The sequence below is a fragment of the Paenibacillus amylolyticus genome (assembly GCF_001570725.1).
Taxonomy (GTDB): domain Bacteria; phylum Bacillota; class Bacilli; order Paenibacillales; family Paenibacillaceae; genus Paenibacillus; species Paenibacillus amylolyticus_A.
In genome coordinates this window covers 3,977,528-4,002,065 of the sequence record NZ_BCNV01000001.1, presented here as the reverse complement: position 1 = coordinate 4,002,065, position 24,538 = coordinate 3,977,528, and the positions used below count along the sequence as shown (strand labels likewise).

General features: G+C 47.2%; 20 protein-coding genes and 1 pseudogene. 17 read left to right on the top strand and 4 right to left on the bottom strand.

From position 1 onward, the window contains the following. Window positions 1-36 precede the first annotated feature (36 nt). The 14 genes from PAHA3_RS17695 (at window position 37) to PAHA3_RS17630 (ending at window position 16,091) form a co-directional block, all read left to right on the top strand. Window positions 37-1,188 (top strand): cysteine desulfurase family protein, encoded by a 1,152-nt coding sequence (locus tag PAHA3_RS17695; RefSeq protein ID WP_062835874.1) that lies wholly within the window; start codon window positions 37-39, stop codon window positions 1,186-1,188. 164 nt (window positions 1,189-1,352) lie between these two features. Next, complete coding sequence (locus tag PAHA3_RS17690) at window positions 1,353-1,874, top strand: PRC-barrel domain-containing protein (RefSeq protein WP_017686814.1); 522 nt, start codon at window positions 1,353-1,355, stop codon at window positions 1,872-1,874. A gap of 10 nt (window positions 1,875-1,884) precedes the next feature. Then, window positions 1,885-2,094: a hypothetical protein gene (locus PAHA3_RS17685; protein WP_017686815.1), complete on the top strand. Its 210-nt coding sequence runs from the start codon at window positions 1,885-1,887 to the stop codon at window positions 2,092-2,094. A 290-nt stretch (window positions 2,095-2,384) separates the two neighbouring features. Continuing rightward, window positions 2,385-3,452 carry an AI-2E family transporter gene (locus PAHA3_RS17680; protein WP_062835873.1) on the top strand — a complete coding sequence of 356 codons (1,068 nt, stop codon included), beginning with the start codon at window positions 2,385-2,387 and terminating at the stop codon, window positions 3,450-3,452. A gap of 435 nt (window positions 3,453-3,887) precedes the next feature. Further along, window positions 3,888-6,518 (top strand): alanine--tRNA ligase, encoded by a 2,631-nt coding sequence (alaS, locus tag PAHA3_RS17675; protein WP_062835872.1) that lies wholly within the window; start codon window positions 3,888-3,890, stop codon window positions 6,516-6,518. 276 nt (window positions 6,519-6,794) lie between these two features. Continuing rightward, window positions 6,795-7,055 carry an IreB family regulatory phosphoprotein gene (locus PAHA3_RS17670; protein WP_036616950.1) on the top strand — a complete coding sequence of 87 codons (261 nt, stop codon included), beginning with the start codon at window positions 6,795-6,797 and terminating at the stop codon, window positions 7,053-7,055. Window positions 7,056-7,183: 128 nt separating this feature from the next. Then, window positions 7,184-7,600 carry a Holliday junction resolvase RuvX gene (gene ruvX / locus PAHA3_RS17665; protein ID WP_062835871.1) on the top strand — a complete coding sequence of 139 codons (417 nt, stop codon included), beginning with the start codon at window positions 7,184-7,186 and terminating at the stop codon, window positions 7,598-7,600. A gap of 12 nt (window positions 7,601-7,612) precedes the next feature. Then, on the top strand, window positions 7,613-7,912 hold the full coding sequence (locus PAHA3_RS17660) for a DUF1292 domain-containing protein (protein ID WP_017686820.1): 300 nt from the start codon (window positions 7,613-7,615) through the stop codon (window positions 7,910-7,912). Beyond that, complete coding sequence (locus PAHA3_RS17655; RefSeq protein ID WP_062835870.1) at window positions 7,913-8,227, top strand: DUF1292 domain-containing protein; 315 nt, start codon at window positions 7,913-7,915, stop codon at window positions 8,225-8,227. Between the two features lie 75 nt (window positions 8,228-8,302). Further along, window positions 8,303-9,343, top strand: coding sequence for an endolytic transglycosylase MltG (gene mltG / locus PAHA3_RS17650; protein WP_235599461.1), 1,041 nt, complete (start codon window positions 8,303-8,305; stop codon window positions 9,341-9,343). Between the two features lie 14 nt (window positions 9,344-9,357). Further along, a complete protein-coding gene (locus PAHA3_RS17645) occupies window positions 9,358-10,287 on the top strand; it encodes a peptidase U32 family protein (protein WP_062835869.1) in 930 nt (309 codons plus the stop codon). 17 nt (window positions 10,288-10,304) lie between these two features. Continuing rightward, complete coding sequence (locus tag PAHA3_RS17640; RefSeq protein ID WP_062835868.1) at window positions 10,305-11,633, top strand: peptidase U32 family protein; 1,329 nt, start codon at window positions 10,305-10,307, stop codon at window positions 11,631-11,633. Between the two features lie 235 nt (window positions 11,634-11,868). Then, complete coding sequence (locus PAHA3_RS17635; RefSeq protein WP_062835867.1) at window positions 11,869-14,157, top strand: methyl-accepting chemotaxis protein; 2,289 nt, start codon at window positions 11,869-11,871, stop codon at window positions 14,155-14,157. 194 nt (window positions 14,158-14,351) lie between these two features. Continuing rightward, the gene (locus tag PAHA3_RS17630; RefSeq protein WP_371327921.1) at window positions 14,352-16,091 is read left to right on the top strand and encodes a peptidoglycan D,D-transpeptidase FtsI family protein; all 1,740 of its coding nucleotides are present in this window, start codon (window positions 14,352-14,354) and stop codon (window positions 16,089-16,091) included. Here the strand turns inward: PAHA3_RS17630 and PAHA3_RS17625 are convergent. Then, the gene (locus PAHA3_RS17625) at window positions 16,070-17,266 is read right to left on the bottom strand and encodes an AI-2E family transporter (RefSeq protein ID WP_062835865.1); all 1,197 of its coding nucleotides are present in this window, start codon (window positions 17,264-17,266) and stop codon (window positions 16,070-16,072) included. The two genes, PAHA3_RS17630 and PAHA3_RS17625, sit on opposite strands and share 22 nt — an antisense overlap. 174 nt (window positions 17,267-17,440) lie before the next feature. Here PAHA3_RS17625 and PAHA3_RS17620 point away from each other — a divergent pair, with 174 nt between their 5' ends. Then, window positions 17,441-18,844 carry a polysaccharide deacetylase family protein gene (locus tag PAHA3_RS17620; protein ID WP_062835864.1) on the top strand — a complete coding sequence of 468 codons (1,404 nt, stop codon included), beginning with the start codon at window positions 17,441-17,443 and terminating at the stop codon, window positions 18,842-18,844. A 262-nt stretch (window positions 18,845-19,106) separates the two neighbouring features. On the opposite strand, the gene ilvD is transcribed toward PAHA3_RS17620, so the two are convergent. From ilvD to PAHA3_RS17605, 3 genes and pseudogenes are all read right to left on the bottom strand, one after another. Further along, window positions 19,107-20,792 carry a dihydroxy-acid dehydratase gene (gene ilvD, locus PAHA3_RS17615; RefSeq protein ID WP_024633084.1) on the bottom strand — a complete coding sequence of 562 codons (1,686 nt, stop codon included), beginning with the start codon at window positions 20,790-20,792 and terminating at the stop codon, window positions 19,107-19,109. Between the two features lie 317 nt (window positions 20,793-21,109). Further along, a pseudogene (locus PAHA3_RS17610) lies at window positions 21,110-21,352 on the bottom strand (KGG domain-containing protein); the annotation flags it as partial. Window positions 21,353-21,474: 122 nt separating this feature from the next. Continuing rightward, window positions 21,475-22,515 carry an acyltransferase family protein gene (locus tag PAHA3_RS17605; RefSeq protein WP_062835862.1) on the bottom strand — a complete coding sequence of 347 codons (1,041 nt, stop codon included), beginning with the start codon at window positions 22,513-22,515 and terminating at the stop codon, window positions 21,475-21,477. A 221-nt stretch (window positions 22,516-22,736) separates the two neighbouring features. On the opposite strand from PAHA3_RS17605, the gene PAHA3_RS17600 reads away from it, so the two are divergent. Both PAHA3_RS17600 and PAHA3_RS17595 read left to right on the top strand, forming a co-directional pair. Beyond that, complete coding sequence (locus PAHA3_RS17600) at window positions 22,737-23,702, top strand: sugar kinase (protein WP_062835861.1); 966 nt, start codon at window positions 22,737-22,739, stop codon at window positions 23,700-23,702. Window positions 23,703-23,790: 88 nt separating this feature from the next. Next, a complete protein-coding gene (locus PAHA3_RS17595) occupies window positions 23,791-24,456 on the top strand; it encodes a bifunctional 2-keto-4-hydroxyglutarate aldolase/2-keto-3-deoxy-6-phosphogluconate aldolase (protein ID WP_017686833.1) in 666 nt (221 codons plus the stop codon). Window positions 24,457-24,538: the final 82 nt, after the last annotated feature.

Sequence of the window (24,538 nt, the reverse complement as noted above, 5' to 3'; positions counted from 1 at the left end):
GAGATAGAAATTTAACATATAACGGGGTGAAGATAAATGAAACGAATTTATTTGGATCACGCCGCATCGACACCTATGCATCCACAAGTCGCAGAAGCGATGATGAACGTCATGACAAGACAATTTGGCAATGCATCAAGTATCCATGCCTTTGGACGCGAAGCCAAACGGACCGTCAGCGGAGCAAGGGATGTCATTGCGGCGTCTTTGGGCTGTTTCCCGGACGAATTGGTATTCACCGGAGGTGGCACGGAGAGTGACAATCTGGCAATCTTTGGAGCAGTCTCAACAAGACAAGATAAGGGGAAACACGTTATTACGACCGCAATTGAGCACCATGCTGTCTTGCATACGTGTCAGGAATTGGAGCGGCAAGGTTATGAAGTAACCTATCTATCTGTGGATCGTTATGGACGAATAAATTTGGATGAGTTGCAAGAGGCCATTCGACCGGATACGGTGCTGATTACCATGATGTATGCCAACAATGAAGTAGGCACCATTCAGCCGATACGCGAGGTCGGTGAGCTTGCCCGTCAACATAATATCCTTTTCCATACTGATGCGGTTCAGGCTCTGGGCAGCCAGAATATTTCCTGTAAGGATCTTCCTGTGGATCTGATCAGCTTCTCAGCGCATAAAATCAATGGACCTCAGGGCGTGGGTGCACTCTATGTACGGCGAGGAATTGTGCTGGAAGCAAGAGCACACGGTGGGCTGCAAGAGCGTCAACGACGCGCAGGTACTGAAAATATTGCGGGTATTGCTGGATTTGCAGAGGCCCTAAAGATTGCATCAGCACAAGCGGAGGCGCATCGTCAGCATGATTTGGAATTACGGAAGCTTTTGTTAGAACAGCTTGAGATTCATGTGGGGACGGAGCACTTTCATGTGAATGGGCACCAAGAGCATACGTTGCCAAACATTCTGAATATCAGCTTTCCGGAAGTGTCCACTGAGACGATGTTGATGAATCTGGATATGGAAGGAATCGCAGTGGCAAGCGGATCTGCCTGCACTTCCGGTTCGCTTGAAGTATCTCACGTGCTCAAAGCGATGGATCTGCCTGAGACTTTTTTACACTCTGCGATTCGATTTAGCTGGGGATTGGGTAATACTACGGAAGAAATCATGATAACCGCCGAAAAAATTGGAACCATTCTTGGGCGACTGCGTAATAGACCCTAAGGGGAACTTTACACATGGAACAGAAGGAGGGAAGAAGTTCCATTTCATCGGTTGGATAGAAGCGGTTTTGATGATCGGCGCCTGATTGCCACTCATCAACTTTGGGCATACCTAGCAATAGCGCCGCGCCTATTTAATGATAAGAAGATGAGGGGGACCCAACGATGAAGCTTCAGGAAATGATCGGACTTGCCGTTTTTGATGTTGAGGACGGGAAGCAGGTCGGCAAAATCCAGGATTTCATTGTGAATGATGATTGGGAGATCGAAGGCATTGAGCTTGAGAACAAAGGTCTGTTTACCAATCATGTCAAAATCGTGCAGTGGCAAGATATCGTTGCCTACGGCGAAGATGCCGTCATGATCCGTAATCAACAGGCTGTCCGCAAGACGGGAGCCGACGACATAAAATACACGTACCTCCTCGGTCGGTCTAAATTGAAGGAGATGTCCGTGCTCACCGAAGAAGGTTTGCTGCTTGGGCGTGTCTCCGATGTTTATTTTGACCAAGAGTTGGGAAATACAATAATAGGGATTGAAATTACGGACGGTTTTGTGTCCGATCTGATCGAGGGCCGTAAATGGCTGCCATGTACAAGCGATATGTCCATCGGGGAAAGTGCCATTATGGTGCCGTCTCTGAGTGAACAACGCTTGGAAAATGCCATTCATTCTGTTAATGGATAGGTGAATGAATATGAAATGTCCAAACTGTAGTTCCAAAGATATCGGGAAAATTGGTTCCCACCAGTTTTATTGCTGGGGATGCTTTATTGAATTAACGGTGAACGGTGAGAAAATGTCTGTATATCAGGTGGAAGAAGACGGTACGCTGAGCTCCCTGGATGATTTGTTCTTCGGGGACGAGCTGCCACAAGACTTCCCTCATCTTCACGCTTCTTCTTAAAAAGCAGGATAACTTCCTCTATATGCGGTTTCATGACAATGTCTGTCATGGGATGCTGTCGTTACTTGTAGGCAGATGTATATAGATGCGGTTACATAATGGTTCAGATGGGGCATGGTTGATTATATGCTCCCTTGGACTGCAAGATGCGCTTCCTTCTCTGATGAAGGAGGCGTTTTTTGGTTCAGGAAAAAATGTGAGATTCCGTTTCCACTTCTGCGCTGTGTTAATAAATATTACCTTTCCTACATATACTGACTCTCAGAGCCAGTCCAAAAGGAGAGATACAAGTGGAGCAATTAACCAAAAACAAGTTTTTCCGTTACGCGATCTGGCTGCTGCTCGGATTGATCATTTTGTATTTTATATGGCTGCTGCGGCCTTTACTGCTTCACATATATGCTTTCCTGAAAACAGTGCTGGCCCCTTTTATCGTAGCTCTTATCATATCCTATGTACTCAATCCGATTGTGAGCATGCTGGGAGGACGCAAGGTGCCGCGTACAATTGCAGTACTGCTCATATATGCCTTTTTCCTGACCTGTATCGGTGTCATTCTGATGAATGTCATTCCAGTTTTGATTGAACAGCTGGAGGAACTTAACGAGCATATGCCAGAGCTGTCCATGCGCGCCCAGAGCCTGATGAACAATATGGATCACAAATTAATGCCACCAAGTGTGCGAACAGGCATGAACAGCTGGTTCTTTCAGATGGAGGATCGACTAACTCAAGGGATTACTGTGCTAATGGACAATATCGGGGCGACCATCAATGTGTTGTTCAATGTGTTTATCGTGCCTTTCTTGATCTTCTATATGTTAAAAGACTTTGAGGTGTTCGAACGCACCATTGTGGCGTATCTTCCTCGTTCACGTCGCAAAGCGATTGTCTCGGTGATGAAAGAGATCGATACTGCGCTGGGAAACTACATACGAGGACAGTTTATTGTCTGTGTCATTGTTGGTATCTTTGCCTACATAGGTTATATCGTCATTGATATGCCGTATGCGCTGCTGCTTGCGAGCATTGTGGCGGTGTTTAACATTGTGCCCTACTTGGGGCCGTTCCTTGGTGCTGCCCCTGCTGTGGTCATGGCATCGACGGTTTCGTTTAAAATGGTGCTGCTTGTTGTCATTGTGAACACACTGTGCCAGGTGCTGGAAAGCAACGTTATCTCTCCTCAAGTGGTGGGGCGCACGCTTCATCTGCATCCACTGTCGATTATATTTGCACTGCTCGTCGGAGGTGAACTGGCAGGCATTGTAGGTCTTATTCTGGCGGTGCCCGTTTTTGCCGTCCTGAAGGTGATCGTTCAGCACTTTTTCGCCTATTACATCAAACGAAGGACTGACTAAATAGTAGGGTTAGACCTTCAAAGAAGCCGCGTTGACACCCGCTTATGCTACCGATATAATGAGTGTGTATGTTTAGAACATGAAATCGATGATGAAATAAAGTACGCCGAGGGTTCCTTTCCTCAGAGAATAGACTTCTTCAGATCAGGGTGAGCCTGAACTGATGGCTGGAAGAGTCTTGAAAGATGAAGCGGCGGAAAGCTAATTTCGGAGTGCAGGACAACCCTGCCGGGCGCGACCGTTATTTCGCATGAACGAGGAGATTGTTTGTTTGTCCGGGCAGCAAGGGATTAACAGCAATAACCAGGGTGGTACCGCGATAACATCGTCCCTGATTATTCAGGGGCGTTTTTTGTGTTTATTTTTACGAAAAAAATGTTGACCAACCGGAGCGAATACGCAACGGACTATTATAATTTAATGGGGGCATCCAGTATGAAAGCCAGTGAAATCCGGTCCAAATGGATAGAGTTTTTTGCAAGTAAAGGTCACAAAATCGAGCCGAGCGCATCGCTCGTACCTCACAACGATCCTTCTCTTCTGTGGATCAATGCGGGTATGGCACCGCTCAAACCTTATTTTGACGGACGTGAGAAGCCGGAGAACCCGCGCCTAGCGAACTCTCAAAAGTGTATCCGTACCAATGATATCGAGAATGTTGGTAAAACGCGTCGTCACCATACGTTCTTCGAAATGCTGGGCAATTTCTCCATTGGAGATTACTTTAAGGAAGAGACTGTTACCTGGGCATGGGAGTTCCTGACCAGCAAAGAGTGGATCGGTTTTGATCCGGAGCGTCTGTCCGTAACGGTATATCCGGAAGATGAAGAAGCATTCAAACTGTGGAACGAAAAAGTGGGACTGCCTGCGGAGCGTATCATCAAATTGGATGAAAACTTCTGGGATATCGGCGAAGGCCCATGTGGACCTTGTACCGAGATCTTCTATGACCGCGGCGAAGCTTACGGAAACGATATGAGTGATCCTGAAATGTATCCAGGTGGGGAAAACGAACGTTATTTGGAAGTATGGAACCTCGTATTCTCCCAGTTCAACCATAACAAAGATGGTAGCTACACACCGCTTCCTAACAAAAATATTGATACAGGTGCTGGTTTGGAGCGTTTTGCTTCCATTCTGCAAAATGTGGATTCCAACTTCGACACAGACCTGTTCCAACCGATGATTCAGAGAACAGCCGCTCTTGCGGGTGTGAAATATAACGACAGCGTAGAGATTGATGTTGCACTGAAAGTCATTGCCGATCATATTCGTACCGTTGCCTTTGCAGTAGGTGATGGCGTTCTGCCAAGTAATGAAGGACGTGGATATGTCATCCGTCGTTTGCTTCGCCGTGCAGTTCGTTATGGTAAAGTTCTTGGACTCGACCGTCCATTCCTGTATGAACTGACCACAACCGTTGGTGAAGTGATGGGCATGTACTACCCCGAGGTAGTGGACAAACAAGAGTTCATCGCCAAAGTGATCAAAACGGAGGAAGAGCGTTTCCACGAAACACTCACGGATGGTCTGGCTATTCTGGCTGATATCAGTGGCACTGCCAAATCTGAAGGACGCACCGTTATTAGCGGACCTGAAGCTTTCAAACTGTATGACACATACGGTTTCCCGTTTGACCTGACAGAAGATTATGCCGCAGAGCATGGTCTGACTGTGGATCGTGAAGGTTTTGATGCTTCCATGCAGAAACAACGTGAACTTGGACGTGCTGGCCGTCAAGAGAACGAGAGCATGAAAGTCCAAGGCGGACCACTTGCTGATCTGGAGGTTAAAAGCGAGTTTGTTGGTTATACTGACCTGTTGACGGAAGCAAAAGTGGTAGCCATCGTTGCCGGTGACGCCCTTGTTGATACTGTAGGCGAAGGACAAACGTGCCAGGTTGTTCTGGATAAGACTCCGTTCTACGCGGAAAGTGGCGGTCAAGTGAGTGATCAGGGCTTGTTGCGCGGTGCTAGTGTAACAGCGAAAGTACAAGGCTTGTTCAAAGCTCCGCTTGGACAACATGTACATCTGGTGACAGTGGAGTCCGGTGAACTGCGTGTAGGCGATGTGATCAATGCTCAAGTAGACGCTGCGAAACGCGGCGACATTATCAAAAACCATACGGCAACTCACTTGCTGCACAAAGCGCTCAAAGATGTGCTCGGCACACACGTAAACCAGGCGGGATCGCTCGTAGAGCCACAGCGTCTGCGGTTCGACTTCTCTCACTTCGGCAGCATCACCCCGGAAGAGTTGACAGAGATTGAGCGTCAGGTAAACGAACAGATCTGGAATCGTCTGAACGTGAACATCGAGCTGAAAGCTATTGATGAAGCTAAAGAAATGGGTGCGATGGCCCTGTTTGGCGAAAAATATGGAGATATTGTGCGTGTCGTTCAAGTTGGAGACTACAGTTTGGAACTTTGTGGCGGCTGTCACGTAAATAATACTTCAGAGATCGGAATCTTCAAACTGGTTAGCGAGAGCGGGATCGGCTCCGGCGTTCGTCGGATCGAAGCTGTAACTGGCCGTGGCGCATATCTGTATGTGGAAAGCCAGTTGGAATTGCTCAAGCAATCAGCAGCGTTGCTCAAAGCAAATGTGGCTGATGTGCCTAAACGGATTGAAGGTCTGAACCTTCAACTGAAAGAAGCAGCTAGAGAGACTGAATCCCTGCAAAGCAAGCTGAGTGCCATGGAAGCAGGTCATTTGACCGATCAAGTGGTACAAGCAGGAAATACACAATTACTCGCAGCACGTGTAGATGCTCCTAACATGGATGCACTTCGCACAGTGGCCGATGAGTTGAAAGTCAAATTGCCTAACGCTGTACTCGTATTGGGTGCCGCATCCGATGGCAAAGTGAATTTTGTAGTCGCTGTACCTGCTGAACAAGTAAAACAAGGATTACACGCAGGCAAAATCGTCAAAGAAGTCGCAGCAGTATGCGGCGGTGGCGGTGGTGGACGTCCAGATATGGCGCAAGCCGGAGGTAAGGATGCTACCAAGCTGGATGAAGCGCTGAAACTGGCGGTTTCGCTGGTTAGCGGGCATAATGCATAGATCGAACGAGGGGCTTTCAAAGGCCAAAATATAGTTCGAAAGGTTCTGTTCGTTTATACGAAGGTTGGATCGGGATACTTCTTCCCGCCCAACTTTTGTACCCGAGAGCGTGTGGAATCGAATGATGCATTATGCTGAAGCCAGTAAAGGACAAGCAAAAAACACAATTGCCTTATCCTTTGTTTACTTGTGGCAGTCAGAATATGTTATTATATAAACAGAAATCAATTCGGCAGGACATGGTCCCCATGTTCATGCAGGAGCGAGGTGTCATCAATGGACTCCATGGATAAGACGGTTAAATTTAATGTGAAAGGTGACGAACAGGAAGCATCATCCAAAGAGATTCTTCTCACGGTATATGATGCATTGGTCGATAAGGAGTATAATCCGATCAACCAAATTGTTGGGTATCTGATTTCCGGAGACCCGGCATACATTCCTCGTCACAACAACGCACGTAGTCTGGTCCGTAAAAAGGAGCGCGATGAGCTGATTGAAGAGCTTGTACGTTCCTATCTGGCCAATCACCGGTAATGTACGCCGCTTCCGCTGTGTTGCAGCCATGCAGGCAGCGGGAAATGAACCGACAGAAGACAGCCTGAAGCTTGAGAAGGCGATTATTAGTAATCGACCTGAGCCGGCTTGAGGATGGGAGAGCATGGATGAAAATATTAGGTTTGGACTATGGGGACCGAAGAATCGGAGTTGCCGCGAGTGACGCCTTCGGTTGGACTGCCCAGGGATTGGAAGTGCTAGAACGCCGCCGTGATGAAGGCGAGTTCGCTCGGATTGCCGAACTTGTGCGTGAGCATGAGATTAGTGAGATCGTAGTCGGACTTCCCAAAAACATGAACGGCACCGTAGGACCGCGCGGTGAGATATGTATTGCTTTTGCCGAACGCCTGCGGGATGAACTGAATTTACCTGTTCACCTTTGGGATGAACGGCTGACAACCATGGCAGCAGAACGTACGCTGATTGAAGCGGATGTCAGTCGGAAAAAACGCAAGCAGGTTGTGGACAAAATGGCCGCAAGCTTGATTTTGCAAAATTATTTGGATGCCAATAGTAGAAGGTGAGGGGGATCAACAATGGCTGAAGATCAACTGGGTATGGAAGAAGAAGCGGAAATTATTTACATTGCGGATGACGAGGGTAATGAAGAGGAATTTGAAGTCATCATGAAGTTTGAAGTAGATGGTTCGGAGGCCAAGTACATGATGGTTGCTCCGGTTGAACCTGAAGATGGCGAAACGGATGTATATGCATTCCGTTATGAAGAAGAGGGCGACGATATTAAACTTTTCGTCATCCAAGATGATGCCGAGTGGGATATCGTCGAGGAGACGTTTAATACATTTCTTGCTGAAGATGAAGAGGAAGCGAACTAAATGACGGAATATAGCCGCAAAGACCTGAAATGGACAGATTCACTGCGTCTGGCATTCGGTGCTCATGTTGAGCTCGAAGAAGAGAACGGTAAATCACAACCGTATGACTTGTTGGCTGAGTTCGAAGTCGGCGGTCAGCAATACGCGGTGCTCCGCAGTTCGTTGCGACCTTATGACGAGGTTGAACTTCTGCGGGTATCGCCTGGAAGTGAAGACCAGATCATGCCGGAGTTAGTTACGATTGACGATGATGATGAGTGGGAGAACATCTCGGAACTGTATGATGAATGTACACTCCCCATTGACGAAGATTAATCAGCTTCAAATTGAAGAAACCGGGAGGGCGGAGAAGTCCGCTCTTTTTGGTTGTGTAAAGGAGTTGTTTCTTTTTTGAAAGGGAAAGCAATAGTAGTCATACTGCTTATCATTGTAGTTCTTGCCGGAGGCGCAGGTGGATACGTATGGAGTATGATGCGTCCTGTGGAAGCTTCTACAGAACCGGTCGTATTCGAGATTAAGAGTGGATCGGGAACTTCGAAAATCGCGGATCAGCTTCAAGAAGAAGGGCTCATTCGAAGCGGGTTAACCTTCAAAGGGTATTTGAAGTGGAAAAAACTAGGTTCTAATTTCATGGCGGGTACATATTCTATGAATCCTGGCGTGACATATGACGAGATTGTTAGCAAGCTGAGTAGTGGTGAAGTTGTACCAGAAGAAATGGTGAAGTTTACAATTCCGGAGGGTTATACCGTGCTGCAAATGGCGGGTAAGCTTTCTTATGAGCATGTTGTTGATCGGGATGAATTCATCAAGCTGGCCAATGATCCTTCGGCCTTTGATGTGGATTTCGTCAAAGATATTCCAGTGGATGAAGAACTTCGGTACGTACTGGAAGGATATCTGTTCCCGGAGACGTATGAACTGAAAAAGGGAAGTTCCACGCATGATGTGATGCAACGGATGCTGGAAGAATTCCAGACCAAGATCAATTCCATTCCTGATCTGGAAGCCAAGCTCCAGGAAAAGAATCTTTCTCTGCATGAGCTGCTGACGATTGCGTCACTGGTGGAGAAAGAAGTTGTGGTGGATGAGGAACGTGCTCTGGTTGCAGGTGTAATCTACAATCGGATCAATCAGGATATGAAGCTGGAGATTGATGCTACCGTGCAATATCTGCTGGACAAGCCGAAGGAGCGATTGTTTTTCAAGGATCTGAAGGTGCAAAGTCCCTACAATACGTATCTGAACAAAGGCTTGCCACCAGGTCCAATTGCCAGTCCAAGTCTTCCGTCCATCGAGGCAGCGCTAAATCCGGAAGCTTCGGAGTATCTGTTCTATGTGACGAAAAAGGATGGTTCGTCCGGACATTTGTTTGCCAAAACGTATAAGGAACATCAGCAAAATATAGCCAAAAGTAAGGCTGCGCAATAAGCGGAGGGGATTATATGAGTAAGAAACATGAACTGCTCGTTACAGCAGCGAATGTGAAAGAGGCAGAAGTGTTGCTTCAGGCTGGAGCAGATGCTTTGGTTATCGGAGATGATCGATTCGGCATGCGTCTCCCAGGTAGCTTCAGTGTGGAAGAGACAGCAGAGGTGGTTGCCATTGCAGCCAAACATCAGGCGCGCGTGTATGTATCCATGACTAATCTGATGTCCAACGATCTGCTGAAAGAATTGCCTGAATATGTTCAGGCTTTGGGTAGAATCGGTGTGGATGGTGTGGAGTTTAATGATCCATCCGTGCTGGCTACCATGAAGGAATACGCGCCTCATGTTAAGCTACACTGGAATGCAGAGATGACTTCAACGAACTATGCAACGGCCAACTATTGGGGGACCAAGGGAGCTAGTCGTGTTGTGCTTGCCCGTGAGTTGAATATGGATGAGCTGACGGAAATGGTTCCTTTTTTGAAGGTGGAAGCTCAGGTTCAGGTGCATGGTATGACGAATATTTATCATTCCAAGCGCAGTCTGGTGCAAAGTTATATGGCTCATCAAGGACGGCCGGTTGAGGGACATCTGGGTAAAGAACGGGGATTGTTCCTGATTGAGGCTGAACGCCGCGATGAGAAATTCCCGATCTATGAGGATATGAACGGCACGCACATTATGAGCTCTGAGGATATATGTATCCTCGAAGATCTTCATCTGTTGATGGAGGCGGGTGTACACAGTTTCAAAGTTGAAGGTATGTTAAAATCACTTACCTACAATGAAGCTGTTGTACGTGCATATCGGACAGCGATTGACAGTTATGTAGCCGATGCTGATGCATATGCGTTCTCTGAAGATTGGCTCGCTGAGGTGCGGCAATTACAGGACCCTGAACGTGAATTGTCGTTTGGATTTTTCTATAAAGAACAAGTGTATTAATAGACGAGGTGAACAGAATGGAAACAGTGGCGGTACAGCGGAAGTTCTCGGGTAAACGTAACCGTCTGGACAAACCGGAGCTGCTAGCTCCGGCGGGGAATCTGGAAAAATTGAAATTTGCGATCCATTACGGTGCAGATGCCGTATATATCGGTGGACAGGCCTATGGACTGCGTTCCAACGCGGATAACTTTAGCTTTGAAGAGATGCGTGAAGGTGTGGAGTTTGCGAAAAAGTATGGAGCCAAAGTGTTCGTAGCGACGAACATCTATGCACATAATGAGGATGTTGAGGGTATCGAAACATACCTGCAAAACCTCTACAATGCGGGTATCTCTGCGATCATCGTAGCCGATCCAGCTATCATTGAAGTAGCCCTTCGTGCTGTGCCGGGTCTTGAGGTACATCTGAGTACCCAACAATCTACACTTAACTGGCAAGCCGTGAAGTTCTGGAAAGATGAAGGACTCCCGCGTGTTGTTCTCGGACGTGAGACCAGCTTTGAAGAGATTGAAGAAATCAAAGCGAATGTGGATATTGAAATTGAAGCCTTTATTCACGGGGCGATGTGTTCATCGTATTCCGGCCGTTGTGTGCTCTCCAATCACTTTACGGATCGGGACTCCAACCGGGGCGGCTGTTGCCAGTCTTGCCGCTGGAAGTATGATCTATTCGAGGATGCGAGAGAAGATACAGTGTGGGTCAGCGAAGAGGACATGCAGATGCAGACACCTGCGCCATTCAAACTGGGTGAGAACCAACTTCCCCTCTTCCAGGAACAGGACAATTCGTTCTCCATGGGATCGAAGGATCTGTGCATGATTGGTCATATCCCCGAGTTGATTGATGTGGGTGTAGACAGTTTCAAGATCGAAGGACGCATGAAATCAATTCACTATGTGGCGACCGTAGTTAACGTATACCGTCAAGCGATTGATGCTTATATGGCTGACCCGGAAAATTATGTTCTGAAACCTGAATGGGTTGAAGAAATGAACAAAGCAGCGAACCGTCCGCTCAATACCGGATTTTTCTATGATACACCAGATCATGAAGACCATATCTATGAACCGGAAGAAAAGGCCGTACCTTTTGACTTCGCTGGATTGGTCATGGGGTATGATGCTGAAACGGGAATGGCAACTATTCAACAGCGCAATCACTTCAAACCGGGACAGGAAATTGAATTTTTCGGTCCGGGAGGTCACTTTTTCAAACAGGTGGTCGGTGAAATACAGGACGAGGAAGGCAATGTTCTCGATGCTGCTCGTCACCCGTTGCAACTGATTAAAATGAAGGTAGATCAGCCGGTTTCGTACTTCGATATGATGAGAAAAAAGAAGTAGGCTCAAATACCTAAAATGTGTCAATATTGTATTATAATTTAACAAAATAGTGTTATGAAATTTACATTTGGGACCTCCGTTTATCGGCATATGGGGGTCTTTTTTTTATAGAAAAATAGGAATAAAGTTGTAAAATATTTCTGGGATGTGAAAGGGGAAAGAAGAAAGCTGTCGAATACTACATATTTATAGGGGAGAGAAAGAAAAATCCAACAAGTAAATTACTGGCAGGTGAATGGGATTGGTTCAAAAGAAGCAGAAAGACAGTGGGGAACAAGTGACAAAAGCCGAGCAGGTTAAGCCTGAGAAGGTTCAGAAAGTGAAGAAAGAAAAAGTAGTCAAAAGCAAAACGACAGGTAGTGGCAAAAGATTGTTCAAGATTGATCGTAGTAAACTCAAGTTGGGCTGGATCAAGACCGATTGGGTGAAGAAACAATTAAAAAACCGGGATTGGAAAAATCTTGGGGGGTCTTCTTTCAAACAGATTAGGAAGGCGAATCCGGTTAAATCCGTAGGGGTTAAACTGTTCTTGATCTTCTTTGCGGGGATTATGATTTTTGTAGTGAGTTTGGGTCTATTATCCTATTCGAAAGCCAAGGGTACCATAGAGACGAATGCATCACGTGCCAATCAGGAGACGATTGATCAAACCAAACAAAAAATGGACATCATTTTGGAGAGATTTGTGGATACATCCACACAGATTTTCTTTGATCCGGAAATGCAGTCCTTGCTACAAAAAATGTCAGATCAAAATCTGACTGCGTATGATACATTCATAAACTCAAGTTCAATCAACAAGCAACTGTCCAATGTTGCATTTACAAATAAATCTATGGAAGCGATTTATTTGGTACCTACGGACGATACAAAATCCATTATGGGTACAGGTAGCAACAGTTCATCCATGGGCAGCATTCGCCAGGAAGCATGGTACAGTGAGTTGATTGAGGCGGGCGGTTACCGCTGGCTTCCAACAGAGGTCAAGGAGGATGGCTCAACCCCAACGTTTAAAATTGCACGTTCGATGAAGAACCTGCAGGGAACAACCCAGTCGTATGTTTTGGTGATTGAACTGAAACTGGAGGTTCTGGAAGAACAATTGAAATCGCTTGATCTGGGACCAGGAGCTGTTCTGCAATTGATCGCTCCGGATAATAAAGTGGTTGCATCCTCCATCCCGGATCGTACGGGACAAGATACAGAGCTTGCATTTGTTAAAGATTTGACCGAACCAGCAGGTAGCACGAATACGGAGTATACGGTGGATGACAAACCTACTGAAATGCTGGCTGTATACAGCACGATGGAGACATCCAATTGGAAATTGGTTGGTATGATACCTACCTCTGTTTTGGTTCAGGATGCAAAAGGTATTCTGACTCTTACACTGTGGATGGCGCTGATTGATGCGGGTATTGCAGTGTTGATCGGGATATGGATGGTACGCATGATCGCTCGTCCACTTGGCAAATTGAAAGATCTGATGCAGGAAGGTGCGAAAGGTAATCTTAAAGTTCGTACCCCATATAACTCCAAAGATGAAATTGGCCAGCTCTCATCCGCATTTAATCTGATGATGGAGCAGATCACGAAGCTGGTTGAACAAACCAATCGTTCTGCACAGGAAGTACTGGATACCGCATCCGAGCTAAGCAGTGCATCCAAGAAAACGGCTGTGTCTGCTTCTGAGATCGCCGTAGCTACAGAAGAAATTGCAGGTGGTGCAGGCAGTCTGGCAACGGAAGCGGAACGTGGCAATGAATTGACGGATAATATCTCTCGTCAGATGGAGAGCGTGATCGCTGCCAACGAACAGATGGGCGATTCTGCTCGTCATGTAGAGAAATCCAGTCACACCGGCTCACAACATCTGAATCAGTTGATGACCAAAACCCAGAAGACAGAAGAAATGATCGGTGCACTGGTGAATAAGGTTGATTCGCTGAAAGAGAGTACGTCTTCTGTTCTGAAAGTGCTTGAAGTGCTGCAAAACATAACAAAACAGACGAATATCCTTTCCCTGAATGCAACCATTGAAGCAGCACGTGCCGGTGCAGCCGGACGCGGATTCATGGTGGTGGCGGATGAGGTTCGTCAGCTAGCGGCTCAATCCAGACAATCCATTGAGATGGTTGGAGAGATCACAGACAAAATCATGACCGAAATGAATGAGACAGTGGATGCTTTGTCTGCAGCCTATCCGTTATTTAAGGAACAGATGGATGCGGTTAAAGATACCAACGTCATCTTCGCTTCCGTACAGGAACAGATGGGTGCATTTGTAGAACGTCTGGGCATGGTGACAGGTTCTATTGGAGATTTGAACAAATCTCAAAGTACATTGTCTGAAGCGATGAGTAATGTCAGCGCCGTAGCTGAAGAATCTTCTGCAACGTCTCAAGAAGTAGCTTCCTTGAGCAGTGAACAGCAAAATATCAGTAACCAGTTGGTCAATCTGTCTGGCAAACTGGAGAACGTGTCCACTGAACTGAAAGAAACATTGTCACGCTTTACGGTGTAACAAGCCAAGGTTGAAATGAGGAGAACCTGTCCCGCACATGGGACAGGTTTTCTTTATGTTTACCGGATAATTCCAAGCCTTATCAGCAATAATATGTCAAAACGACAAAAGGTGAGATTGGGATGCATCTCCTTGCGAAACGGCGGATCTATATAGTTTGTATTCTGCTAACAATTGTCTTTGGGTTACTTATATTGAGATTGGGATGGATTCAGATCGTTCAGGTCAATCAGACCATGCCTGGGTTTCACCGAACCGTACGAGAAATGTCTGTATTGCAGCGTGAACGCGGCGTGATGCTTGATCCAGGGCGGGGACAATTTACGGATTACAAAGGCGAAGCTTTAACGGGGAAGCTGCAATGGGGCCTGGTTCTTTTCCCACAGGCAGATCTATCAGAGAAATTACGCAAGTATGGAGCGTTGGAAGGCTCCGAGATGACACAGTTGGCGGCGATATTACATACGGATCTGCATCAATTGAAGAAGGAATGGAATCAGGAGAGTACCCCTCATTTTTGGACAGCAGGTGCACATCAGCCTGTTCATTTGACCGATGCTCAGATAGAGCGTCTCCGTAATCTGCACCTGCAAGGAGTTGGCATATATCCGATGATGACTAGGTATCTTCAGGGATACACGGGAATGCAGTGGATGGGTTATCTGGCTGAACAGCCGGGATCTTCCAAAGGACAACCTGGGCATCAGGATGAAGTAAAACAGCCATTTTCCATGAAATCCGGCGCAGCTGGACTGGAGAGAACGCTTGAACCTCTGTTGATGGGCATAGGTCCTACGCTGGTATCACGTATGGTCTCGGGCGGTGGAGAGATTATCCCCGAGATACAGCCGCACGTCATCGCACCAGCCAATAGTCATTATCCTTTACGTGTGGAAACCACGGTGGATGCTGACTTACAGCGTGGATTGGAGCAGCTGACAGAAGAATCTGAATTAGAAGAGGGGGCCGTTGTTGTGCTTGATGCCGCTAACGCAGATGTTCGTGCCATGATATCACGTCCTTTCTATCAGCCACAACACGTGGACCCCAAACAATCGGCTTGGGGGAATCGAGCAGTACAGGGAGCCGTTCCAGGCTCTATTTTCAAAATCGTCACTGCGGCGGCTGCGCTGGAGTACCATGCGGTTTCTAACGGAGAAGAATTCCATTGTGGGGGTGAGTACGGAAAGTATGGGTTATCCTGCTGGAAGGAGCATGGGCATGGGAACCTGAATCTGGCGCAAGGGTTTGCCGAGTCTTGCAACATCGTTTTTGCGGAAACGGCGCGCAGGCTTAGCATGGAACAACTTGAGCAGACGGCAGATCGTCTGGGACTGGCACGTCCTGTTGGTTGGGAGGGGAAACAGATGGCTGGGATGCCTGTCTTACGGCACTTTGATCATGAAGATCACGGGCGTGTGAGAACAGAGGCAGTTTCGTCTGACGATGAAGGGGCGAAAATCCAGACAGCGATTGGTCAGCGAGATGTCTTGGTCACACCGCTGCAAGCTGCTAATCTGATCGTTACACTGTTACATGATGGAAAGGTTAGTGCCCCACGTCTCGTTAAGCGCATCCGATATGCGGATGGTGGCACCATGCTGGAGATGCCCTTGCATGATTCACCTTCAGCATCAGGACAGATTGCTCCCGCAACAGCGCATAAATTGCTATCTTGGATGAATAAGGTCGTCCGTGAGGGAACAGGAAAATCCCTGCAGCATGCACGATGGCATGTTGCAGGGAAATCAGGTACAGCTCAGGTACAAAAAAATGGGGAGAAGCTCAATCATCAATGGTTCATTGGTTATGGACCGATAGAGCATCCCAAGTACGCTGTAGCTGTTCTTGTCCAGAATGTCTCTCCTGATAGCCGTCATCAGGCGACGGCTATCTTCGGGAAAGTCATGGACTATTTGGCTGAGTCCTCGTGATCCTTCCCAGGAACGGGACGTTGTCCCGTAGACTCGGCAGATTTTGCTGAGGCCTTGTTAACGGGTGGGTCCATCACCAATGGAGAGGACTCAAATTCATCTTTTGGCAGGTGAATCCACTTTTGCAGGTACCCTTGTTGTAACAGTTCTTTCAAAAGGATCAGGAGCACTGGAGATAACACTACACCCGCAAGGCCGAAGATCGAAAGGGAAATCAGCATAAACGAAAGCATCAAGTACGCCGAGGACACACCAATCGAGTTACCCGAAATTTTCGGTTCCAGCAATTGTCGTGTCAGCATCGTTACTGCCAGAATGACAATCAGGCCGATCGCCAGGCTGCTGTTGCCTATAATAAACAAGTAGACAATCCATGGAATGAATACAACAGGAACACCGAGCAAAGGTACCAGATCAAAGACCGCACAGATGGCTGCAATGGTAAAAGCGTTAGAGGTTCCCAAAATCAACAAACCTGCATAAATCAATACGAACGTAATAAGCATCATGATCATCTGTGCCTTCAAATACGAGCGGATCGTCTTGAACACATGATTACGCATGAATTCAATAGCTAATTTCAAGGTTTTAGGCGTTTTCGCACGGGCGAACTTGCGCCAGGATTCGATCTCGATACTGAGAAAGAATGCCAGAATAATCGCAATGCCGAAGTTCGTAATAAACGAAGAGAATGAACTGAGGAAACCGACGACGAACTGTGCTCCGCTCGTTACCCATTTGGACAGGAAACCGGTCAGTGTTGCAAAATATTCGTTCGCTTTTTCCATAATACCATCAGGTATAGCATCCGACTTGTCCTGCATAAATAGAACCAGATTGGTGAATTCACGCTGTATCATTTCAATGTATACGGGAAAATTATCTTGAAGATTGGAAATTTGTGAAATGATAATTAAACCTACACCAAAAAAGGCAGCGACAATTAATGCAAGAAACAACAAGACGGAGATGGCTGCTCCAAGCGTCTTGGGCAATCCTTTGCGGTGTAAAAATTTGGCCAGCGGTTCAATCATCCAATACACGATGAATGATAAAAAGACGGGTGCAGCCACTTGGTATAATTGACTGAAACCGTACATGATCACATACACGGTTAATACGAGCAATGCGATGTCAAAGACGGTTCGCCCGTATTTTTTGTAAAGCGGTAGCATGGACATGGCTCCTTTAATGGCAATAATTAGATTGTATTTATTGTACACGATAGCTATCTTTTTGGGAAAACAGGATTCAAGAAAAGTCTGAACTATGATAAAATTAAAGGCGGTTTATTTTAGATAGTGCCATGGCGCACCGTAATTCAGCAGGAGAAGTGGGGAGCTTGCAACATGACAACGATACTTCAGAGTATTCTACTGTGGTTATTGTATCTTTCATCTTTTTACGCCTTTATTCCGAGTTTGATTAGCAGGCTTTTCGGTTTTCGTGTATTCCGACGGGGAAGAAGTGATACACAATTTGCCCTAACGTTTGACGATGGGCCAGATCCACACTATACGCCGAGACTGCTTGATCTGCTTCGTCAGCATCAAGCCAAAGCAACATTTTTTGTCGTTGGAGAACATGCTGCGAGACATCCAGAACTCATTCAGCGCATACATGAGGAAGGCCATCTTATTGGTATTCATAACTATATTCACAAAACGAACTGGCTCATGCGGCCACGTACCGTTCGTAACCAGATCCAGCGAACCGGTCAGATTATTCATGAAGTAACCGGAGAGAAGACTTGTTATTATCGTCCACCTTGGGGGATTATGAATCTGTTTGATTTTTTCAGCAAGAAAGAACGCAAGATCGTACTGTGGTCTTCCATGTTTGAAGACTGGAGAAGCCGAGTAGGTGCCCAGAGATTGACCGAACGGATGCTGAAGGAACTAAGAGGTGGAGAGGTCATGCTGCTGCATGATCGAGGAACCACTCTCGGTGCTGATGCACACGCGCCGGAGCAGATGCTTCAGGCGCTGGAAGTCGTCTTGCAGGAAGCTGAACGGCTTGGGCTGCAAAGTGTACGCGTAGATACGTTAATGGGAGGTATGACAGTGAGCGAATCTCAGAGCAGGACTCAATCACAGGCACCGTTGAAGCTGTGGAAAAGAATCGTTGTGGCCTTATGGTTGGGCTGGGAAAAGCTGTTCCACTGGGTATATCATCTGCGGACGGCTTCGCCAGAGGACCCAATGCTGCACTTCAGATCCCGTGTATATCACGGAGCGCGGGTGGAGATGAAGGACGGCCATGTCATTCAAAACGGAGATCCGGTGATTGAACTGCATTTTGACAATCAGAAATTGTTCGAGCTTGGGGTGACTTCACGGTCCAGTATGCATTTGGCTATTCGCATGATTCGGACCATGGAGCAGCAATTACCGGACTTGGCACGCATGGTAGCACTCGAACCTGATTTACGCTCTGCCAAGGCCGTATACGGTGTGAGTATGATTAATAGAGGTCCGGAAAAGTTCGGCTTTACCATACAAGATTTGCCCCCTGGACCGTTCAGTGCTGCATCCAAAGTGTACCTGAAGCTGTTGTTGAGTGTGATTCATCCGGCAGGAACCAAACGTCTGAAACAGCGCACAGAACAATTGGTGCCCAAGATGATTGCCATGCCGCTGGATCTGCTGCTGGAACGTTATGGTCAACATACAACGCAGGTGGCAGCAACAGCAGATGAGACTAGAGTTGGGTCGCTAGTAATCGAGCAAGAGATACTTCCAGAGCGGAACTAGGGCGTGTCTGAAAACTCCTAAGAGGCAGATTTTGCCGAATTTTCGTTCCAAGCCAGGAAGTTTCCCTTGACGTGCCGGGGCACGTCAAGGGAAACTGACGCAGCAGGGGGCGAAAAGGCGGTAAAAGATGCACTTCAGCGAGTTTTGAGACACGTCCTAATTAGCGTGAAAGAAAAAGGGTTGCCCTTCGCCAGATATGGCAGAAGAGCAACCCTTTATTTATTAGCTTGTTTCCGTTAGGTTAGATAACGAATTTCATGCATTAGATACTCAGTACGCCGCCATTGCTTGCATTCGTAACCAGTTTGGAATACCGAGCCAGGTAACCGGTTTTTACTTTCGGTTCAAAGCCTTTCCAACCTGCGCGACGACGTTCAAACTCTTCGTCACTGATGTGCAATTCAATGATACGGTTGTTCAGATCCAGTTCGATGATGTCCCCTTCTTCAACAAAGGCGATTGGACCACCCTCAGCTGCTTCCGGAGAGATATGTCCGATACTGATTCCGCGGGATGCGCCAGAGAAGCGTCCATCGGTGATCAGACCGACTTTAGCACCAAGACCCATACCTACGATCTGGGAAGTTGGAGCCAGCATCTCAGGCATACCTGGTCCGCCTTTTGGTCCTTCATAACGGATAACGACAACATGACCTTCTTTAACTTTGCCGTTAGCAATACCTTCGAGCGCTTGCTCTTGGGAGTCAAAGCAGATGGCAGGACCTTTATGGTATCCGCCAACCGAAGCATCAACCGCACCAACTTTGATGATCGCTCCTTGTGGTGCAAGGTTACCAAACAATACAGCCAGGCCGCCTTTTTCGGAATGCGGGTTATCCAGATGGTGGATGACATTTGTATCCTGAATTTCTTGTCCTTCAACGTTCTCACGGATTGTTTTACCTGTTACCGTAATGCAGTCTCCATGAATTGCGCCTGGTTTCTTGAGCAATTCGTTCAGCACTGCGCTTACGCCGCCTGCATTGTGAACGTCTTCGATGTGAAGATCGGAAGCAGGTGCAAGTTTCGCCAGATGCGGAACGCGGTTAGCTACTTCATTGATGCGTTCAATTGGATACTCGATGCCTGCTTCATGAGCCAGTGCCAGTGTGTGCAGTACTGTATTCGTAGAACCACCCATCGCCATATCCAGTGCAAACGCGTTATCGATCGCTTCTACAGTTACGATATCACGTGGTTTCAGATCCATTTTAATAAGTTCCATCAATTGTTTAGCGGATTGTTTAACAAACTCACGACGCTCAGGAGCAACGGCAAGGATGGTTCCGTTACCTGGCATAGCCAGTCCCATTGCTTCAGCCAGACAGTTCATGGAGTTTGCAGTAAACATACCGGAGCATGATCCACATGTCGGACAGCCGAACTGTTCAAGTTCGAGCAAGCTCTTATCATCGATTTTACCTGCTTGGTAAGCACCCACGCCTTCAAATACGGAAGTCAGGGAAAGAGCTTTACCATTGCTGTCACGACCGGCTTTCATCGGTCCACCGCTGACAAACACGGTAGGGATATTACAGCGGAGTGCACCCATCATCATGCCGGGTGTAATTTTATCGCAGTTCGGGATACATACCATGCCGTCGAACCAGTGTGCAGATACAACGGTTTCCACGGAATCCGCAATAATGTCACGGCTTGGCAGCGAGTAACGCATACCAATGTGTCCCATGGCAATACCATCATCTACTCCGATGGTGTTGAATTCGAATGGAACGCCACCGGCTTCACGAATAGCATCCTTTACAATTTTACCGAATTCCTGAAGGTGGACATGGCCGGGCACGATATCGATGTATGAGTTACATACGGCAATAAACGGCTTGCCGAAATCCTCTTCTTTAACGCCCGCTGCGCGGAGCAAACTCCGGTGTGGTGCGCGGTCAAAACCTTTTTTGATCATATCGGAACGCATCTTCTTGGCTGACATGGTGTATTCCCCCCAAATATATAATATTGAGCAACATGAATGGAAAAGTAAATGGCAGTGCATCTGTCGTTTAATTTCATCCGTACTCTAAAAAAAAGGACCGGCATGCCGGTGTCGAGCTCCCCGTAGTTTGTGAAATTCTTTGCTGCTTTAAACCCGTGAACACCCGGTTTTTCTATTGAGTCTATCACAACCGTCGTCATATTTCTACAATCAATAGAAAGAAGCCTCAAACCATTTTCATGGAATTAGACTTCTTGATTTGCGGGAAAGCTATGATCATGTTTCGATGTGGCGTGCGGGATTCATCAGTTGCTTCCGCCTTTGCGTCCAATCTCACGATAGAATTCCTTATTATGGGTTTCGGAAGTTGCCTCGCCGCCCTTGCGGCCAATCTGCTTGTAAAAGTCAGTGTCATGGGCATCTGAAGTCGCCTCTCCACCTTTTTTTCCAATCATTTGATAGAAGCTTCGATCATGGTTCTTGGAAGTGGCTTTGCCACCTAATCTGCCGGCTTCTTCACGACTCATCTTGCGATCTGACGTCGGTTGACGTGCCATTACAAATCACTCCTTACAACGATAAGTTGTTTTTTGTAGCGCGTATCCCTAATTTACCACCTTATTTCCAGCCTGAAACAAACACCAGGATAGAATTGATAGCCAAGAGATTCGTCAGAGCATTAAGCCGACCGTTTAAACACCTCATGTCGATTGAAAGAAAAGCGTGATATATCCGGTTCAATTAAGGGTTTGAACGTGTGACGTACAGCCGGTAGAGCCAGTGTGACTGCGAACAGTACGGCAATAACAAGTATGACTGGAATATATGCCGAGCTTCCCATATAACTGTAGACTCCGGACCAGATCGCGAGACGAACGAGAAATCCATGCAATAGGAAAACATAGAGTGTGCGTCGTCCAAGGTCCGTCAGTCTGGAGGTCAAGGAAGGTACCCATGCCAAGAACAGCGCTGCCGATGCAATTTCCAGCAAGTAGACACCCAGTCGGAAGATTCCGGCATACCATTCGTGGTGGCCCAGTTCGGCGTACGTCATGCTGCCGAGTAACCATCCTGATGAAATATTTAAACCGCCATACCCAATCCATACCAACAGTGCAGCAGAGAGGATGGCTGCGGTTTTTCGCCCCCAACCGGATAATAAACGAGAACGGATGGATGCTCCATAGTCATAACCGATGACAAAGAACGGCAAGAATACAAACGTACGGCTGAAGCTGAGCCAGAACCCGTCGATGGGCAAATACCCGGCAATTACACCGAGCGCAATTGATCCAATCAGCCGATATATCGGTTTCCACGAGATGGTAAGACGCAGCAACAATCGCCAACAGAAATGACTCGCGAGAAACCATAATAGCAAGTAAGGTGCAAAGAAGGATAGCCGCATATGGGGGGTGTGGAACACGGTAAAGTCCATTAATGCGTACAAGGACTGGAACAGTACATATTGTAGAGCGATCTGCTTCAGGACGTTTCTCCCAGGTGCACCTTGGAGTGAGTGTGTCGCAAAATACCCGGTTACCCATACAAAGAGTGGCATGTGAAACGTATATATCCACAGGAACAGAGCTTCCGCTCCTGCAAAGCGTGTGATGAGTGGTTCAAGTGCATTACCTGCAAGGACACAGACGATAAGCATAAAGCGCAGATTGTAAAAGAAAGATTCCTGATCATCCCGGATCAGTGTCTGATTTTTCATGGTGCAGCCCCCTTATAGACCCTTTTTGCAAGGTCATTTGCATCTGTAATAAGGGTAATATGGAAGTGCATTGTCTATTGTGATTTAATTCACATTAGTAAGCGTTATCTTTTCTCAAAGCTGTGACAAAAAATGAACACTCCGGGATTGACAACGGTTGCATAGAGGATGACAATAGTAACAGAAGATGAGGAAATGTAAATATAAGGAGGGAAGAAATCATGTCAACGAGTCCCTATCCAAGCCCGGAAATTATTACATTTGGGGAAAGTATGGGTTTGCTGACTGCGAAGGATACAAGAGGTCTGGAATATGCGGCCACGCTGGACAAGTCTTTCGGGGGTGCCGAGAGCAATCTGGCCATTGGCGTATCGCGGCTGGGTCATACCAGCGGTTGGTTTGGACGTTTGGGCAATGATCCGATCGGCAGCATGATTCTGAAAGCCATTCGCGGTGAAGGCGTAGATGTCTCCCGAGTACGGTTAAGTGATCTCGAGCCCACAGGTTTGATGATTCGTGAGAACGCTTCCGGGAAAGCCTCGGTACATTATTATAGGAAGTTATCCGCTGCAAGTGCGATCACACCTGATGATCTGGATCCCGATTATATTGCCGGGGCGAAGATATTGCATGTTACAGGTATTACCGCAGCGATAAGCCCATCCGGACTTGCTACGGTAGAAGCAGCCATACATATTGCCAAGGAGGCAGGTGTGAAAGTAAGCTTTGATCCGAATCTGCGTCTCAAACTATGGTCAGCGGATGAGGCCCGTCCAGTTATACTGCGTCTGGCTGAACTTGCGGACTACTTTTTACCGGGTCTGGACGAGATGAAACTTCTATATAACGAAGAAAATGATCAAAAAGTACTTGAGCGTCTATCTGCCATGAAGGCCGTGTGCATCGTGAAGGGTGGCCCTGATTTGACCTACGTATTGGCGAATGGTACCCTAACGGAAGTTCCGTACTTTAAGGCGGATCATGTTCTGGATACGGTAGGAGCAGGAGATGGATTCTGCGCGGGATTTTTATCGGGATTATTAAAAGGATACTCCCCGCAGGAAGCAACCCGTCTCGGTAATTTGACCGGTTCCATGGTTATACAGGCTGTTGGCGATTGGGAGGCGCTCCCGACGTGGGGGCAGGTCGAGGCCAAGCTGAACAATGTTGCCCATGTTGAGCGCTAGTCGCTGCTGAAATCATATATGTCTCATCTTCGTTCTTAAATGTAAGGCTTGTATACACAACCACCACATTGACAAGGGAGAGAATGAAATGAAGAAGCTTCAGCTGTTGCAAAAGATTACGGATAATGGTGTTGTGGCGGTTCTGCGTGCAGATTCTGCGGATCAAGTCATTGCCATGGCCGAGCAAGCGATTGCGGGTGGCATTAAAGTTATCGAGATTACGATGACGGTACCTAGTGCCCTCAAAGCCATTGAAAAATTAAGCCGTGTATACCATTGGAACACACAAGATCCAGAGAAATTTGCCATTATTGGTGCGGGAACGGTGCTTGAACCGCAGACGGCGAGAGCGGCTATCATGTCGGGTGCCGAGTTTGTAGTCGGACCTTCACTGAACCCGGATACCGTGCAGATCTGTAACCTATATCGAATTCCGATTCTGCCTGGTGTAATGACCATTGCTGATGTTCAGCGCGCATTAGAGCTCGGGGTGGACATTGTGAAGTTGTTCCCGGGCAATCTGTATGATCCTTCCATTATCAAAACGATGAAGGGCCCTATGCCGCAGGCGAATTTTATGCCAACTGGTGGTGTATCCTTGTCTAATCTGGGCGATTGGATCAAGGGTGGAGCGGTGGCTGTAGGTATCGGCTCCGACTTGACATCGGAAGCGGTGAAGACGGGTGACCTGAGTCATGTACGTCGCAAAGCGGAACAATATATGGATGCTTACCGCAAGGCCAAGGCTGAATAATATTTTTTTGGAATTCGGAGAAGGGGAGCCTGATAAACGAAGGCTCCCACTTCTGTGAGCCGCGGCACCTGCGGAAGTGAAG